This is a genomic window from Lacrimispora struthionigena (genome assembly GCF_048627165.1).
GTDB lineage: Bacteria > Bacillota > Clostridia > Lachnospirales > Lachnospiraceae > Lacrimispora.
Genome location: NZ_JBMBWP010000002.1, coordinates 3,110,190 through 3,126,760, shown reverse-complemented (window position 1 = coordinate 3,126,760; position 16,571 = coordinate 3,110,190). Strand labels below are relative to the sequence as shown.

Sequence of the window (16,571 nt, the reverse complement as noted above, 5' to 3'; positions counted from 1 at the left end):
TATTCTTCTCCCCCTCTCCATTTACCCATATTACAGAATGATCTGATAATTTTCTATATCCAGAATTTTTCCAAACTTTTTCCCAACTTCACGTATTGTCCCGCAATGGACGAAACCAAGCTGTTCGTGAAGTTTCATACTTGCATCATTTCCTCCTGTAATTACGGATACAACTGTATGAATATCTTCTCTTTCTCTGGCCATATTAAGAATCGCCACCGCCAGTTTTCCGGCAATTCCTCTTCTGCGGTAATCCTTATCCACGTATATAGAAAGTTCTACTGTTTCTTTGTATGCTTCTTTTGGGCGATAAGCGGAGAGGCTTGCATAACCAACTGCTTTCCCGTCTTCCTCTGCCACAATCAAGGGGTGATTTTTCACATTATGCTCGCGAAACCAGACCATACGTTCCTCCATGGTTTTTGGAGTAAAATCAAAGGTTGCAAAACCATGTTCTGCCTCATAATTATATATATCCAAGAGCTGCTGCATATCTTTTTCTTCTGCGGTCCTGATATTCATTCCCGTTCCTCCTGAGTTAATCAGTATTATTTATTTTAGTATCATACATCAAACTACTGCCCTCGTCCAATACAAATTGTTAAAATATACACCTTATTAATTCCCGATTTTTTCAGTACACGGGTACATGCTTCTACCGTACTTCCAGTGGTATAAATATCATCAATTAAAATCACATTTTTTACACCAGCAACTATTTTTCCCGGCATAAAAGCTTCCTCCAGATTCTTTAAACGTTCTGTAGGATTAAGGGCTTTCTGAGGCATGGTTTTTTTATTTCTTACCAGAATATCAGGAAAGACGGGAATGTTAAGTTTTGCTCCAATTTTTTGTGCAAGAACTTCCGCCTGATTAAATCCTCTCTCTTTTTTTCTCGAAGGATGAACCGGAACGGGGACCAGACCGTCGGCCTCCATACGTCTTATAAGCTTCTCATAACGCAGACTTATGGCATCACCGTAAAAATCCAGATACTCCCGTTTGTTTTTATATTTTATTTTTGCCATTGAGGTTTTTGCGTGCTCATCATAATTAATCAGAGCCCTGCCATACTCAAAGGTTCTTCTGTGCTTTACGCAGTCAAAACAGTATTCCATATCACTGCTAAAAAGTTCCTTTCCGCATTTTTTGCATACAGGATCCTTTACAAAGGAAAGCACTCTGACACAATCAGGGCAGATCAGCCTGCCTTTTGGCATGACAATTCCGTCACAGACCGGGCATCTTCTTGGAAATAGAAGGTCGATAATAAAAGAGGATTGCATAAGGACTGGTTCTCCTTTTAAGAATGGAAAGACGGGCAGACATAGATCCTTGTCTGCCCAAAGAATTTAAGGCAGCTTATATATTTCGCAGATACGATCTTTTAAACCGGAATATCTGCGCTGTTCCATTTCATTGTTTACCATATCCTGAAACGTACCTGGCAGACCAACCAGGCAGACGCAGGTCTTTGCACGGGTAACCGCTGTATAGATTAAGTTTCTCGTCATCAGCATTCTTGGTCCGGGGAAAACAGGAATTACCACTGCCGGATACTCACTTCCCTGGGATTTGTGGATGGTTATGGCATAAGCAAGTTCTAATTCTTCTAACTGCTTATAGCTGTATTCCACCAGCCGTCCCTCGTCAAATTCCACAGTCACAAGCTCGGCAAAGGAATTCATCTCACGAATAATTCCTATATCTCCGTTATAAATTCCGGTTCCCTTTTCCACCGGAATCCCATACTTGTTTCTGACTTCCCATTCCATATTATAGTTGTTCTTAATCTGCATCACTTTATCGCCGGTCCGGTAAATCACGCCTGCCGATTCCCGTTCCTGCTTTGCCTCGGAAGGCGGATTTAAATATTCCTGAAGAATGGTATTGAGCCGCTCCACTCCCATGGCACCTTTTCTCATAGGTGTCATAATCTGAATATCAAAGGGATCTGCCTGTACATAGGAAGGAAGTTTACTCTGTACCAGTGTAATCATGGCATTGATGATAGTATTCGGTTCTTCCCTTTTAATAAATAAGAAATCATTACTCTTTTTCCCAAGAGGAACTGTTTCTCCCCGGTTAATCATATGAGCATTGACTACAATATCACTCTGGTTCGCCTGACGGAAAATCTTAGTCAGCATTACCACATTAAAACTTTGGGATTCAATTAAATCCCGCAACACATTCCCGGGTCCAACGCTGGGAAGCTGGTCCACATCACCCACCAGTATCAGCCTGGTTCCAGGGTTTATGGCTTTTAAAAGAGACTGCATCAGATGAATATCTACCATGGATGTCTCATCGATGATCACAGCATCGGCATCCAAAGGATTCTCTTCATTCCGTTCAAAATGCATGGATACGGAACGTTCATCTCCCGGAACACCGGACAGTTCTAACAGCCGGTGTATGGTCCGCGCCTCGTAACCGGTGGCTTCTGTCATACGCTTTGCTGCCCTGCCCGTAGGAGCTGCCAGCAATATCTCCATCTCCTCGCTTTCAAAAAAACGGATAATGGTATTAATGGTAGTGGTTTTTCCGGTTCCAGGTCCTCCCGTTATAATTAAAAGACCGCTATTTACCGCTTCTACTACCGCCATCACCTGCTTTTCATCCAGCTCAATCTGCTCTTTTTCCTGAATCTTAATAAGCCTGGTTCTGATCTCGTCCTCAGGCATGGTTCCTCTTATATTTAAATCATGAAGCATCTTTGCCACATTCAGTTCCATGTAGTAATACTGGGAGGCATAGACAGTCCGCTTTCCGTCCGTCTCTCTGATCACGAGACGTTTGTCCAGCTGCATGTCCATCAGATGCTTTTCTATGGATGACTGCTCCACTTTCAGCAGCTCTGAGGCAGACGAAAGAAGCTCCTCTTCCGGCAGATAAGTATGACCGTTTGAAGTCGCCTGCAAAAGGGTATACAAAACTCCGCATTTAATACGGAAATCTGAATCTGTAAAAATACCTGCTTTTCTGGCTATCTCATCCGCCATCTTAAATCCCACGCCGGATATATCATCTGCCATCTGATAAGGATTTTCCTTCACAATGCTGTAAAGCCTGGGGCCATATTCCTGGTATATCTTTACTGCAAGATTCATGGAAATGCCATATTCCTGAAGGAACATCATAGCCTGGCGCATCTCTTTCTTTTGTTCCACCTGATTGGAAATAGACATGGCAAGCTTTTCACTGACACCCTTAACCTCGGAAAGGCGTTCCGGCTCTTCTTCCATGATCCGGAAGGTATCGGCTTTAAAGCGGCGGACAATTCTGGCCGCCAAAGCAGCACCCACACCCTTAATCGCTCCGGAACCTAAGTAACGTTCCATGGCAGCAGTATCCTCAGGAGCTTTAATTTCATAGCTTTCCACAGACATCTGCTCCCCATAAACGGGGTGTTCCGTTAATATCCCAACCGCTTCAATCCGTTCCCCTTCACTGATATAATGAAAATTGCCTACCAGCGTATACTCCTCACCGTCTTCTGAAAGGCTCAGCACTGTATAGCCGTTGTCTTCGTTCCTGTATTTAATTTTTTCTACAAATCCGCAGACTGTCGCCATGTTTCCTCCGTAAATGGTAAGAGACTGCCGCAAAAGGAACCCTGCCGGAATCAATGGATACCGCCAGGGCTGTTAAGAGCAGTTAAAATTCTGTTTTATTGTTTCCGCCATGCATAAATTCAATAAATTTACCGGTTCCAATGGCAACTGCAGTCAGCGGATCCTCTGCTATCATAGTTGTAATGCCTGTCTTCTCTTCGATCAGTGCATCTAATCCGCTTAATAAAGAACCGCCTCCTGTTAAAACAATTCCTCTGTCAAAAATATCGGCAGCCAGTTCTGGTGGAGTTCTCTCCAGAACATTATGAACGGCGTCTACAATCTGCATCGCCGGCTCTTTTAACGCATCAAGAGTCTCGTCCGAAGTTACTACAATGGTTTTTGGAAGACCTGTCACCAAGTTTCTTCCTCTTACTTCCATCGTTAAAACTTCTGGTCTGCGGTAAGCAGCACCGATGTTGATCTTAATCTCTTCTGCTGTTCTCTCACCAATTAAAAGGTTGTGCTTCTTACGCATATAGCGGACAAGTGCCTCATCGAAATCATCACCAGCCACTTTAATGGAAGTGCTGACAACTGTACCGCCTAATGAAATCACTGCGATATCGGAAGTACCGCCGCCAATATCAACGATCATATTGCCACATGCCTTGGAAATATCAATTCCAGCTCCAATCGCTGCTGCAACCGGTTCTTCAATAATCGCAACTTCTCTGGCTCCTGCCTGATAAGTTGCATCTTCTACTGCTTTCTTTTCAACTTCAGTGGCACCGCTGGGAATGCAGACACTGATTCTAGGCTTTCTTAATGTTTTCTTTCCTACTGCTTTGTTGATAAAATACTTCAGCATCTTTTCTGTTACTGTGTAATCAGAAATAACACCCTGGCGCAAAGGTCTGACTGCTACAATATTACCGGGTGTTCTTCCGATCATCAGCCTTGCTTCTTCTCCGATTGCCTTTATTTTATTGGTATCACGGTCTATGGCCACAACTGACGGCTCTTTTAAAACCACACCTTTTCCTTTAATATAAACCAGTATGCTTGCTGTACCTAAATCAATTCCAATGTCATTAGACATCATCATAATAATCTTCCTCCTGTTCGCTGTATCCTGTTCCCAGGGTTTCCTTTATCTTCAAATTTATGTTAATTGGTAAATGAAGTCGCATTTTCTATCTTATTATATACAATAACATTACGTTTTGAAAGGGTTTTTTTAATTTTTATTTTGTTTATGTTTTTTTAATGTACAGGACACATTTTCTTCACAATTATATCATATACTGATAATACGTTATCCGAAAGGATGACGGGCCTTTTGTTTCAAGTAACTTACTTGAAATCACAAAGCTTTTTCATACTCATACCGGACGGTGCAAACCGTCCGGCCCCCCTAAAAGAATTAACCAGTCTGTTTCCCAATGGCGGAAGCGGATTTTTTTTTATTCAAAATCGGGATTTGATTCTTTTTCAAGAAATCAAATCCCGTCTTTTTGTATTATCAGGATAGCTTTAACGCCCATTCCCGGCAGTCAATTACTTTCGTTGCAACTCCCTCATAAAACTCCGGCTCATGGCAGATCAAAAGGATACTGCCCTTATATTCCTTCAGCGCCCTTTTTAACTCTTCTTTTGCCTCCACATCAAGATGGTTGGTCGGCTCATCCAGCAAAAGAACATTGGTCTCTCTGTTTAACAGCTTGCACAAACGGACCTTTGCCTGTTCTCCTCCGCTGAGCACCCGAACCTGGCTTTCAATATGATTGGTGGTAAGTCCGCATTTGGCAAGAGCAGAGCGAACCTGATACTGGGTATAGGAAGGAAACTCTTTCCAGATCTCTTCAATACAGGTAGTGGTATTTCCAGGAGCCATCTCCTGCTCAAAATAACCAATGGACAGATAATCTCCCAGTTCCACGTTTCCTTTTAAAGAAGGTGTCAGTCCCAGAATGCTTTTTAATAAAGTAGTCTTTCCAATGCCGTTGGCTCCTGATAAAACTACCTTTTCTCCTCTTTCCATGATCAGATTCAGTGGTTTTGATAATGGTTCCTCGTACCCAATCACCAGTTCCTTTGTTTCAAATATCAGTTTTCCTGCAGTACGGGCTTCCATAAAATGAAACTCAGGTTTTGGTTTATCTTTTGAAAGCTCAATTACATCCATTTTGTCCAGCTTTTTCTGTCTGGACATGGCCATATTTCTGGTGGAGACCCGGGCTTTGTTGCGCGCCACAAAATCCTCCAGCTCTGCGATTTCCTGCTGCTGCCTTTTATAAGCTGATTCAAGCTGAGCCCTCTTTACAGCATAAACTTCCTGGAACTTGTCATAATCACCTACATAACGGTCTAATGCCTGATTTTCCATATGATAGATAATATTTACCACACTGTTTAAGAACGGAATATCGTGGGATATGAGAATGAACGCATTTTCATATTCAAGAAGATAACGTTTCAGCCATTCAATATGCTGTACATCCAGGTAATTGGTAGGCTCGTCCAAAAGAAGGATATCCGGCTTCTCTAACAACAGCTTTCCCAAAAGAACCTTGGTTCTCTGGCCTCCGCTCAGTTCCGTTACATCCTTATCAATACCCATATCACTTAATCCCAATGCTCTGGCCACTTCTTCCACTTTGGAATCAATGATATAAAAATCATGTGCCATTAATAAATCCTGAATGGTACCAAGCTCTTCCATCATGGAATTCATGGTCTCTTCGTCTGCCTCTCCCATGCGGTCGCAGATCTCATTCATCTGTTCTTCCATCTGAAACAAAAAAGCAAATGCGCTTTTTAATACGTCGCGGATGGTCATCCCTTTTTCCAATACAGTATGCTGATCTAAATAGCCCACACGGACTCTCTTTGCCCACTCAACTTTTCCTTCATCCGGCTGAAGCTTCGCCGTTATGATATTCATAAATGTGGATTTGCCTTCTCCATTGGCTCCGATCAGGCCGATGTGCTCTCCTTTTAATAACCGGAATGACACGTCCTGAAAGATGGCGCGGTCTCCAAATCCATGGGTCAAATGTTCTACGTTTAATATACTCATCAAAAAACTCCTTCATAAGTGCAATTCCACTAACCGAAACATCATAATTCTACATGAACCGAGCAATTAAGGCAAGCATATTTTACCTTTCCCTTGCGCATTCTGGTTGCAAAAACGGACAAAACCGTATATGATAGATCCAACATCAATACATGAAGAAAGGAATCCAAGCATGTACGTATATACATGGTATCAGTGGCTGCTGTTTTTTTTCATTTACTGCTTTATCGGCTGGGTAATCGAATCGACTTATGTTTCCGTAAAGAGCTTTCATTTCGTAAACCGTGGATTTTTAAGACTTCCCTTACTCCCTCTCTATGGCAGCGGCGCAATCCTTATGCTTTTTCTGTCTCTTCCTGTGAAAGGTAACCTGCTTCTCGTTTTTCTCTTTGGTATGGTCGGTGCTTCTGTTCTTGAGTACTTAACCGGTTATATCATGGAACGATTATTTAAAATGAAATACTGGGATTACAGTAATAACCCTTTAAATTTAAACGGATATGTGTGTCTGGGCACTTCCATCGCCTGGGGCTTTCTCACCATTCTTCTTACAGAAGTAGTACACCGTCCTTTAGAATGGCTGGTATTTCGCCAGAGTGCAACCACATGCATCTTCCTGGTAACCGGGATTGGCATCCTGTTTGTCTATGACACCGTTCAAGCCACCAAGGCAGCTCTTGATCTGGGCAAGGTACTGGAATCCTTAACTAAAATCAGAGCAGAACTGGAAGAGGTTCAGGTACAGATGTCACTGTTAAAAGCAGAGACCGCCCAGAAGGTTTCTGAGTTAAAATCAGAGACTATGCAAAAGGCAGCTTTTGTAAAAGAAGAAACCATGGTAAAGCTTACTTCTCTTAAAACAGAAACCACCAATGTGATCAGGGAATCCACATTGGCAGAGCGGCTTCAGGCCCTGACTGAAACAAGGGAAAAATTAACCAGCCGGCTTACATTTTACCCGAAAGGTCTTCTCAGACGAAATCCTTCTGCTTCATCCCGTATGTTTGGGGAAGCGCTTCGAGAATTGAAGGAATATTCAAAAAAATTTAAAAAATAGTAAAAAAGAAGGATATCCATTGAGAATATCCTTCTTTTTTGTATTTAAACCATCTGATCTACCATTTCCATAAGAGCTTTCCCCAGCTTCGCAGATTTCTCTTCTGCATCTGCCATGGAACTTCCCTTAATCCCATAATAAAACTTAATCTTAGGCTCTGTTCCGGAAGGTCTGACGCATAACCATGCATCCTCTTCCAGTTCATAATAAAGCACGTCAGAAGACGGCAGGCCGGTGGGTTTAACAGCTCCCGTTTCCATATTCTTTACCGTATCTGCCTTATAATCTCTTGCTGAAAGAACTTTATATCCACCAAACACCGCTGGTGTATTACTTCTCATAGCTTCCATAATTGCACGGATCTTTGCCTGGCCCTCAATGCCTTTTAATCCGATTGAATTAACCGCATCTTTATAGTATCCATATTTCTCATACATCGCAATCATGGCATCCCAGAGACTCATGCCTTTTGTCTTATAATAAGCGGCAGCCTCACAGAGAGCGGCCGTTGCAGAGATTGCATCTTTATCCCTGGCATAGGTGCCGATCAGGCATCCATAGCTTTCTTCCAGACCAAACAGATAGGTACCATAACCGGTAGCCTCTTCTTTTAAAATCTGCTGCCCGATATACTTAAATCCAGTGAGAACTTCAATGAGTTCACATCCGTAAGACTTAGCCACTGCATCTACCAGATTAGTGGTTACGATGGACTTTACCACCTGTCCGTCAGATGGGATATCACCACGTTCCTGTCTCTGGCTTAATACATATTCACAGAGCAGGGAACCGGACATATTGCCGGTGAGCGGAATATACTCTCCTGATTTATAATCCTTTACATAAACACCCAGACGGTCTGCATCGGGATCTGTGGCTAAAACCAGATCTGCATCCTTTTCTTTTGCCAGGGAAAGGCCCAGCTGAAAGGCTTCCTCCGCCTCTGGATTGGGATAGCTGACAGTGGGAAAATCTCCATCTGGCAGTTCCTGCTCTGGCACCACATAAACCTTGGTAAATCCAAGCTCACTTAAGACTCTTCTGGCCGGAACATTGCCTGTACCATGGAGAGGGGTATAAACAATGGAAAGTTCATCCTTCATCTCATGAATTGCAGACTGATTCATAACCTGAGCTTTAACCTGCGCAATGTATGCATCATCCACTGCCCCGCCGATTATCTCATATTTATCTGCTGCAACAGCTTCTTCTCTTGTGATGGTCTTAACCGTAGAAATATCTGTGATCGCTAAAACCTCAGCAGTAACTCCCTGATCATGAGGAGGTGTAAACTGTGCGCCATCCTCCCAATAAACCTTGTATCCGTTATATTCCGGAGGATTGTGGCTGGCGGTAATATTAAGACCTGCGATACAGCCCAGTTTTCTCACAGCAAACGAAAGCTCCGGAGTAGGGCGCAGAGATTCAAACTTATATGCTTTGATACCATTGGCAGCAAGTGTCAGTGCAGCCTCCTCTGCGAATTCCGGAGACATATGTCTGGAGTCATATGCTATGGCTACGCCTTTGTGGGCTCCGCCCTGTTTTATGATATAATTTGCAAGACCCTGGGTGGCTTTCCTGACCACATAAATGTTCATGCGGTTAATGCCTGCTCCGATCACGCCTCTTAAACCGGCGGTACCGAATTCCAGATCCTGATAGAAACGCTCTTTGATTTCATTGTCATCATCTTTAATTCTTTGGAGTTCTTCTTTCGTCGCCTCATCAAAGTATGGATTTGACAGCCATTCTTCATAGATGCTTCTGTAATCTTTCATAAGCAAAATGCTCCCTTCTCTCCACTTCATATTATGGTTATTATAAATCATAACATGTCAAAAGGAAAGCAGATTCCCATTATTTTATTCTCGACAGGAAGAGATTTCGCATAGGCTGCTGAATCTCCAAATCCCTTAGTTTTTCAATATTTCTGGCCGGTATCCATGCCTTATTGGCATTATAATAAAAGTTAATCTGCTTCCAGTATTTTTCCGGATACAAAAACAGATAATACAGGCAGGTCCTGTCTGCACCTGATAAAGGAAGCACTTTGGAATAAGTATCAAGCATGGACATACCCAGCTTTAAATTCCAGTCATGCTTTTCCATAGCCTTCCTCATAAAGTGATAAAGATCCTCCATCTGCATGCCTCTGTGCATCCGGTTAAATTCTACAATTGCAACGTCATGGGTGCACATCAGAATATGATGCTGGTTTAAGTCCCCATGACACAAATACCCCTCCCCAATCCCGCATTCCTCGCAAAAGCCTGCAAGTCCTTTACAGGCTTCCATAGCCTGATCAAAAAACACGTCATAATTTCCCATGACACATAGTTCAAATTCGGACTTTTTTCTTTTACTGCGGATAAAACTGCGGGCTCGTATCAGTTCCCTGTTGTGACGTTCCATCTCCTCAGCCGGCTGCTGTACCAGAATGGAGCCTAAGTTCCATTCTTCTTTAAACTTTACTTTGCGAAACATTTTATGTAATAAAGCAATCCGTTCAATAGCGCAAAGCACCTCTTTACTATCCTTTAAATTGCATTCCCGGTCTGAATACCAGTTTTTCACAATCCATCTGGTGCCATCCTCTGCACTGGAAAGAATTTCACCTTCTTTATTTCTAATGTAGCGATCCACACTCAGGTGGCCGGTTTCTTCCAGTTGTAAAAATACCTGATCCTCAAATTCCAGGCGCTTGATGGTTCCTTTATATTCCCTCAGCAGCTTAAGCCCCTGATCTGTTTCACACAGCCAGGCGCCCCGGCCGCGTTTCACATCCAGAATTTCAAGCTCATACTGCGAAAGCACCTCTGTGTATTTCTCGTTCACAACCACCCCTCCAACTCTTAGCTAATCAGCTACTTCTAGGGTATGAAGGGGCGGAAAAAAATATGCAAACTCCAAGGGAAAGTTATCCATGCCCAGGTCTGTTTTCAGAAGAGATCTTTGGAATAATTCAGAAGATATTCACGGTTGTTATATTCCGGATTTTTTAAGACCTGGTTAAATAATACTTCCAGTATTTCACCCATTTGGGGACCGGGTTTTACACCTGCTTCAATCAGATCCCTTCCGGTTACTGCCATATCCTTCAGGCAGATACAATCTCCATCATCAATGATTTCCCCGGCATACTGTCTCACGGTTTTTAGCTGTTCCAGATAAGAACCGTTTAAAAATGCAGTTTGGAAATCCAGGAGATCTTCAAATAAAGGAGCATTAATTCTGCTCATAACTTTTCTGATTTCGGGCTTTGACGCAGGAATTTCATTCTTCCATAGTTCAGCCAGGATTCTAACCTGATCAACAGTATCATTGTCCAGTTTCAGTTCTTTTAAAATTCCTGCTGCCCCCTTGGGGTCTAAGAAACGCAAAAGACCCGACCAGCGTACATGCTTGCTGGAGGGCAGCATTTTAAGCTTTTCAAGCTGAAAGAGACCTCTTTTAGCCGTATTAAAATGCTGGGAAACATAAGGTGCAATCCCACTTTCAAATACAGCTCCCATTTTTTCAGGATAGTCAGAGAGAAGAAGCTTTGTCAGTTCCACAGCAATTCTCTCTTTGCTGACTTTCTCCATATTTGGTGCAATTGCGGAAATGGCTTTATTGGTTTCCTCTTCAATCTCAAATCCCAGCTGTGCAGAAAACCGGATGGCCCTGAGAATCCGCAAAGCATCCTCATTAAAACGATCCAGGGGATTTCCCACACAACGGATAATCCCGGCTTCCAGATCCCTGACTCCGCCAAAGGCATCTACCAACCCGTCTCTTTCACTGTATGCCATCGCATTGATGGTAAAATCCCTTCGTTTTAAATCTTCCAGCAGATTGCCGGTAAATTCCACAGACTTGGGGTGTCTTCCGTCTTCATACTCTCCATCAATGCGGTAAGTTGTCACTTCATAGGCTTCGTGTTCCATCAAAACGGTTACTGTTCCGTGCAAAATCCCCGTATCAACTGTTCTTGCAAATATTTCCTTAACCTGTTCCGGTTTTGCAGAGGTGGTGATATCCCAGTCCTTTGGTACCCGTAAAAGCAGGCTGTCTCTCACACATCCGCCCACCGCATATGCCTCAAACCCATGGGTATTCAGTTGTTTTATGATCTTTCCTGCTGCATCTGGTACCTGAATTGTTATCACTGCATTTCCTCCTGCTTCTTTATATTTCCTGATTAATAAGCTCTGCCCCAGTAAACCATTTTTACTGCCGGCTTGCCGCAGCAAACGCAGGTATCGGACAGATGATCCTGCTTAAATGGCATACATCTGGATGTGGCGCCAGTCAGTTCCTTGATCTTATCCTCACACTCCTGGGATCCACACCACATTGCCTTAACAAAGCCTGGCTTCTCTTCCACAGTTTTTACAAAGCTGTCCATATCCACAGCCTCATAAGTATGGGCATCCCGATGAGCACGGGCACGGGCAAGCATATCGCTTTGAATGGTATTTAAAAGCTCTCCAACTTTTTCATTTAATTCATCTAAGGATACTGTCATTTTTTCATGAGTATCACGACGGACAAGAACAGCCTGATTTTCAGCAATATCTCTTGGTCCGATCTCAACACGAACCGGGATACCTCTCATCTCAGATTCGCTGAATTTCCAGCCGGGACTCTTATCTGAATCATCAACTTTTACTTTATAATTAGAAAGAACATTCTTTAATTCATACGCTTTCTCAAGAACGCCTTCCTTCTGCTGCTGAACGGGAACGATCATAACCTGAACCGGAGCAATTCTTGGAGGAAGTACAAGCCCGTTGTCATCACCATGAACCATGATAATAGCTCCGATAAGTCTGGTAGTTAATCCCCAGGAGGTCTGGTGAACGTACTGAAGCTTATTCTCCTTATCTGAATACTGAATCTCGAAAGCCTTTGCAAATCCGCTTCCGAAGTTGTGGCTGGTTCCAGACTGCAGAGCTTTTCCGTCATGCATCAGGGCTTCAATTGTATAAGTAGCCTCTGCACCGGCAAATTTTTCTTTTTCCGTTTTCTGTCCGCGGATGACAGGCATTGCAAGAACTTCTTCGCAGAAATCAGCGTATAAGTTCAGCATCATTTCTGTTCTTTCCTCAGCTTCTTCCGCAGTAGCATGAGCAGTATGACCTTCCTGCCATAAAAATTCTCTGGAACGAAGGAATGGTCTGGTTGTTTTTTCCCAGCGTACTACGGAGCACCACTGGTTATATAACTTTGGAAGATCCCGGTAAGACTGAATCTCTCTGGAATAAAAATCACAGAATAAGGTTTCAGATGTAGGTCTTACACAAAGTCTCTCCTGTAATGGTTCCAGTCCACCATGAGTTACCCAGGCAACTTCCGGAGCAAATCCCTCTACGTGATCTTTTTCTTTCTCTAATAAACTTTCCGGAATGAACATAGGCATATAAACATTTTCTACGCCTGTTTCCTTAAATCTGAAATCCAGTTCCTTCTGAATATTTTCCCAGATTGCATAACCTGCTGGTTTAATTACCATACAGCCTTTTACACTGGAGTAATCGATTAATTCTGCTTTTTTAACTACGTCTGTGTACCACTGTGCGAAATCTACATCCATGGATGTGATCGCCTCTACTAATTTCTTGTCCTTTGCCATGACTAATCTCTCCTTTCACTATTTAAGCCCATGCTTTTTGGGCATAAAGGGATACCCGTAGGGTGTTTCATTATTCCCCCCCACGCTCTTTGGGCGTAGATGGATACAAAAAGAGCCATCCAATCCCTATAAAAGGGACCGAACAGCTCGGCGGTGCCACCCAATTTAACCGCTGCTTTCATGCGGCTCACTTTGAATCCGATAACGCCGGATACGCGCCGCAGTTTTCTGCGGGACTCCGAGGCAGGTTGGGTGATGAGTGGTATAAAGGCTTTTCAGCTAAGGGCCTTCTCTCTGTGATACATCATTACTTATTAATCCTCTTCAACGTCATATTTCCTATAATTTTATAGATCGTATGGTTGATTTTACGTTATTTAAATATGTTTGTCAAGAGGAGGACAAAGCATTTTCCCAGACATTTCCTATAAAAGTGCTTCAAACGCCCGTACTGCAGATTCCATAATCTCATCTGGAAATTCATAAGCAGCCGTATGAAGACCCGGACAGTCCTCTCCTGCTCCCACACCAAAAAACAATCCAGGAGTTTTCATTAAATACCAGCCAAAATCTTCTGACCAGCGAAAAGGCGCGTTCTCTTCCAGATAAGGGATTTTCCCTTCCTCAAATCTCCTTTTGCAGGCATCAGCTATATCAGGTTCATTGTATGTATCAGGGAATTCGTCCAATATCTGATACTGAAACTTTAATCCTCCTTCAACCGCACGCTTTTGGGCAAGCGAAAGTATGGAAGACTGAAGTCGGTTTAATTCCGACAAACGCTCTGCACGGATGGTTAATGCCAGCTTCCCGTCAGCAGGAGAAACTCCAAAGTTTTCTCCTCCTGCCTTCACTTCAATAATAGTAGCAAGCACCATTCCCTGAGAACCAGCCTTTTCTGTCAGTGATGGCAGACTGCTGATCAATTCAGCAATCAGCCATGCAGGATTGATCCCCTCCTCGGGATAGGCGGCATGGCACTGCCTGCCTTCCAGATTTAGTATGAGCCCTCTGGAAGCACAGGCAAAAGTTCCTTTTTTCACCACTGCTTTTCCTGCGGGGTATCCAGGCAGATTATGAAATCCGTATATTTCCCGAATTCCTTTCTCCTCCAGAAGTCTGCTGCAGATCTTGGCCCCCTGACCGGTTTCTTCTGCTGGTTGAAAAATTGCATATACATTGCTTCCCGTCTTTCTTCCCTCCAGCAGAAGACATAATCCGGCCAATACGGCGCTGTGACCATCGTGCCCACAGCCATGAAAAAGCCGGCCGTCCTCTCCCATCACCGCATCTATATCAGCTCGGAATGCCTTGCTGGTCCAGGCTCCCTCTTCCTCATGTACAGCGTAGAACCACGTATCACAATCTACAAGCTTAAGAGAAGTCCTGGTTTTCAAAAAATCTCTCAAACGCATCATGGTCTCCTTCTCAGATCCGGATTTTTCCGGACAGCCATGAAGTTCTTTTCTTAAGTTCTTTATTTCTTTCAATATCTGATCATATGTATCACTCACGATGTTCTCTTCTTTCCTCATTGATAATCCGTAACGTATGCTCTCTTACTTTGTCACGAAGCTGCTGCGTCTTTTCAAAATGCCCGCAGACTTCATTGCCATAAGTTAAGTTCAGTTCGTATTCCAGAGGCAGCCATGTACCGGAACCTGCTTCGTTATGCTGTATTAATGTTTCTGTTTTGTCAAGAGCCTTTACCAGTATGGCTTCATCTGAGGTAAGATCCGACATTTCCTTAAACATGGTCAAAAAACCAGAAGAAATCGTTTCCGGCAGATTCTTTAGCAGTATTTCTATCGCATCAGCCTCTTTTTCTTCGTCCGCCTCTGTCTTAATAAATGCTGGTATATCTCCGGTGACAGCTTCCCCCCAGTCATGGATCAGACACATGCGGATAACCTTATTCATATCTAGCTCAGGAAAATCATCTTCCATCAGCATCGCAAGCACAGCCAGCCGCCAGCTGTGCTCCGCCACACTTTCCTGCCTTCCGTTCGTCGTCCAGTTATGCCGGGTGTTGCATTTTAATTTTTCCAGGATTCCTAAAAATTCTATTAATTGTTCCGGGTTCATGGCACCTCTCCTCTTTCATTTTTCCTGTCATTCTTTTGGTCATTATAGCACGTTCCCTCATAAAGCTCCACGATATCTTCAATAATCAAAAGCCCGATTGGTCCAAGAATAAACCCCAGAATTCCAAAAAGCTGCAGCCCCACATACATGGCAACAAGAGTTTCCAAAGGTGTTAACCCCACCTTTCCTCCCATAATCTTAGCTTCCATTATTTCTCTTATAAAATAGCAGATAATATAAATAATTATAAGGCCTACTCCGGTAAGCCATTTTTTTTCAACAAGAGCAATCAGTGCCCAGGGTATTAAAACAGTTCCGGTTCCGAATATAGGCATGGCATCCAGTAATCCAATTATTATTCCCAGCAGAATAAAATATGGGTTTTTTAAAAGAAACAATCCCACAGAACAGATTATCATTGTAAACAGCATAATGGTTGCCTGAGTCTTTAACCATGCACTGCCTACTGTCATCAGACGGTTACCAAGCATTGCATATTCGTAACAGAACATGGAATTATCCCGCCGGGTGCGGATATCATCCATCTCCTGCAGAGATAAAACAGTAGCAATCATTAAAATCACCAAGATAACAGTCAGCTGAACCACCCATTTTAACACAGTCATGGAATTTGACATTAAAAAAGGCATAGCCCTGCTTTTTACGGCAGCTTCCCCACCAATTAAAATATCACTGACCACGTTTACCATATACCCCTCAGGCAGCTTTAAAAACCGTTCTGCAAAGGAACAGTTATCCATAAGCCAGGCGTTGATACCATCTAATATTTTAGGAAGATTTTCTAACAACAGCTTTGCCTCTAAAAAAAGCTTTCTGCCTGCAAAATAAAGAAATACGCCAAGAACCATCATAAAAAGTAAGATTTCAATTCCTCCAATCAGGGCAAGAGGGAGAGAAATCACTCTTTTTTTATAATTAAACCTGGTTTTCCTTTCAATCCAAAGGGCAGAGGGCCGGAGAGAAAGGGCAAATACATATGCAATCAAAAAGGGAATCACAAGAGGCAGCAAAAATCGAAAGCTTAAATAGACCGCCCCTGTAACTCCCAATATTAAAATTGTTTTCTTCAGTTTCCTGCTCGGTTTCTCCATGGACTCACCTGTTTCTGATTTGTACTTCTTTTGTACACTGTTATTATGAATCAAACGGCGA

General features: G+C 43.0%; 13 protein-coding genes. 1 reads left to right on the top strand and 12 read right to left on the bottom strand.

Features of this window, described 5'->3' with window-relative positions:
* Positions 1–30: 30 nt before the first annotated feature.
* The 5 genes from ACOAOT_RS23605 to ACOAOT_RS23585 form a co-directional block, all read right to left on the bottom strand.
* The gene (locus ACOAOT_RS23605) at positions 31–522 is read right to left on the bottom strand and encodes a GNAT family N-acetyltransferase (RefSeq protein WP_420219172.1); all 492 of its coding nucleotides are present in this window, start codon (positions 520–522) and stop codon (positions 31–33) included.
* Positions 523–575: 53 nt separating this feature from the next.
* A complete protein-coding gene (locus tag ACOAOT_RS23600) occupies positions 576–1,286 on the bottom strand; it encodes a double zinc ribbon domain-containing protein (RefSeq protein ID WP_420219171.1) in 711 nt (236 codons plus the stop codon).
* Between the two features lie 66 nt (positions 1,287–1,352).
* Complete coding sequence (gene recD2, locus ACOAOT_RS23595) at positions 1,353–3,578, bottom strand: SF1B family DNA helicase RecD2 (RefSeq protein ID WP_420219170.1); 2,226 nt, start codon at positions 3,576–3,578, stop codon at positions 1,353–1,355.
* Positions 3,579–3,660: 82 nt separating this feature from the next.
* Positions 3,661–4,671, bottom strand: coding sequence for a rod shape-determining protein (locus tag ACOAOT_RS23590; protein ID WP_349667511.1), 1,011 nt, complete (start codon positions 4,669–4,671; stop codon positions 3,661–3,663).
* Positions 4,672–5,082: 411 nt separating this feature from the next.
* Positions 5,083–6,639 (bottom strand): ABC-F family ATP-binding cassette domain-containing protein, encoded by a 1,557-nt coding sequence (locus ACOAOT_RS23585; RefSeq protein ID WP_420219169.1) that lies wholly within the window; start codon positions 6,637–6,639, stop codon positions 5,083–5,085.
* Between the two features lie 172 nt (positions 6,640–6,811).
* Here ACOAOT_RS23585 and ACOAOT_RS23580 point away from each other — a divergent pair, with 172 nt between their 5' ends.
* Positions 6,812–7,696 carry a putative ABC transporter permease gene (locus ACOAOT_RS23580; RefSeq protein ID WP_420219168.1) on the top strand — a complete coding sequence of 295 codons (885 nt, stop codon included), beginning with the start codon at positions 6,812–6,814 and terminating at the stop codon, positions 7,694–7,696.
* 44 nt (positions 7,697–7,740) lie between these two features.
* Here ACOAOT_RS23580 and ACOAOT_RS23575 read toward each other — a convergent pair whose 3' ends face one another.
* The 7 genes from ACOAOT_RS23575 to ACOAOT_RS23545 form a co-directional block, all read right to left on the bottom strand.
* Complete coding sequence (locus ACOAOT_RS23575) at positions 7,741–9,477, bottom strand: phospho-sugar mutase (protein ID WP_420219167.1); 1,737 nt, start codon at positions 9,475–9,477, stop codon at positions 7,741–7,743.
* 79 nt (positions 9,478–9,556) lie between these two features.
* Positions 9,557–10,534: a spore coat protein CotS gene (locus ACOAOT_RS23570; protein WP_420219166.1), complete on the bottom strand. Its 978-nt coding sequence runs from the start codon at positions 10,532–10,534 to the stop codon at positions 9,557–9,559.
* Positions 10,535–10,638: 104 nt separating this feature from the next.
* The gene (locus ACOAOT_RS23565; protein ID WP_420219472.1) at positions 10,639–11,844 is read right to left on the bottom strand and encodes a CCA tRNA nucleotidyltransferase; all 1,206 of its coding nucleotides are present in this window, start codon (positions 11,842–11,844) and stop codon (positions 10,639–10,641) included.
* A 35-nt stretch (positions 11,845–11,879) separates the two neighbouring features.
* Positions 11,880–13,313 (bottom strand): proline--tRNA ligase, encoded by a 1,434-nt coding sequence (gene proS / locus ACOAOT_RS23560; RefSeq protein WP_420219165.1) that lies wholly within the window; start codon positions 13,311–13,313, stop codon positions 11,880–11,882.
* A gap of 425 nt (positions 13,314–13,738) precedes the next feature.
* On the bottom strand, positions 13,739–14,827 hold the full coding sequence (locus ACOAOT_RS23555) for a M20 metallopeptidase family protein (protein ID WP_420219164.1): 1,089 nt from the start codon (positions 14,825–14,827) through the stop codon (positions 13,739–13,741).
* Positions 14,820–15,398, bottom strand: coding sequence for an HD domain-containing protein (locus ACOAOT_RS23550; RefSeq protein ID WP_420219163.1), 579 nt, complete (start codon positions 15,396–15,398; stop codon positions 14,820–14,822). Before ACOAOT_RS23550 ends, ACOAOT_RS23555 begins: the two co-directional genes overlap by 8 nt.
* On the bottom strand, positions 15,395–16,510 hold the full coding sequence (locus tag ACOAOT_RS23545) for an AI-2E family transporter (RefSeq protein ID WP_420219162.1): 1,116 nt from the start codon (positions 16,508–16,510) through the stop codon (positions 15,395–15,397). The genes ACOAOT_RS23550 and ACOAOT_RS23545 overlap by 4 nt, the downstream gene beginning before the upstream one ends.
* Between the last annotated feature and the right edge of the window lie 61 nt (positions 16,511–16,571).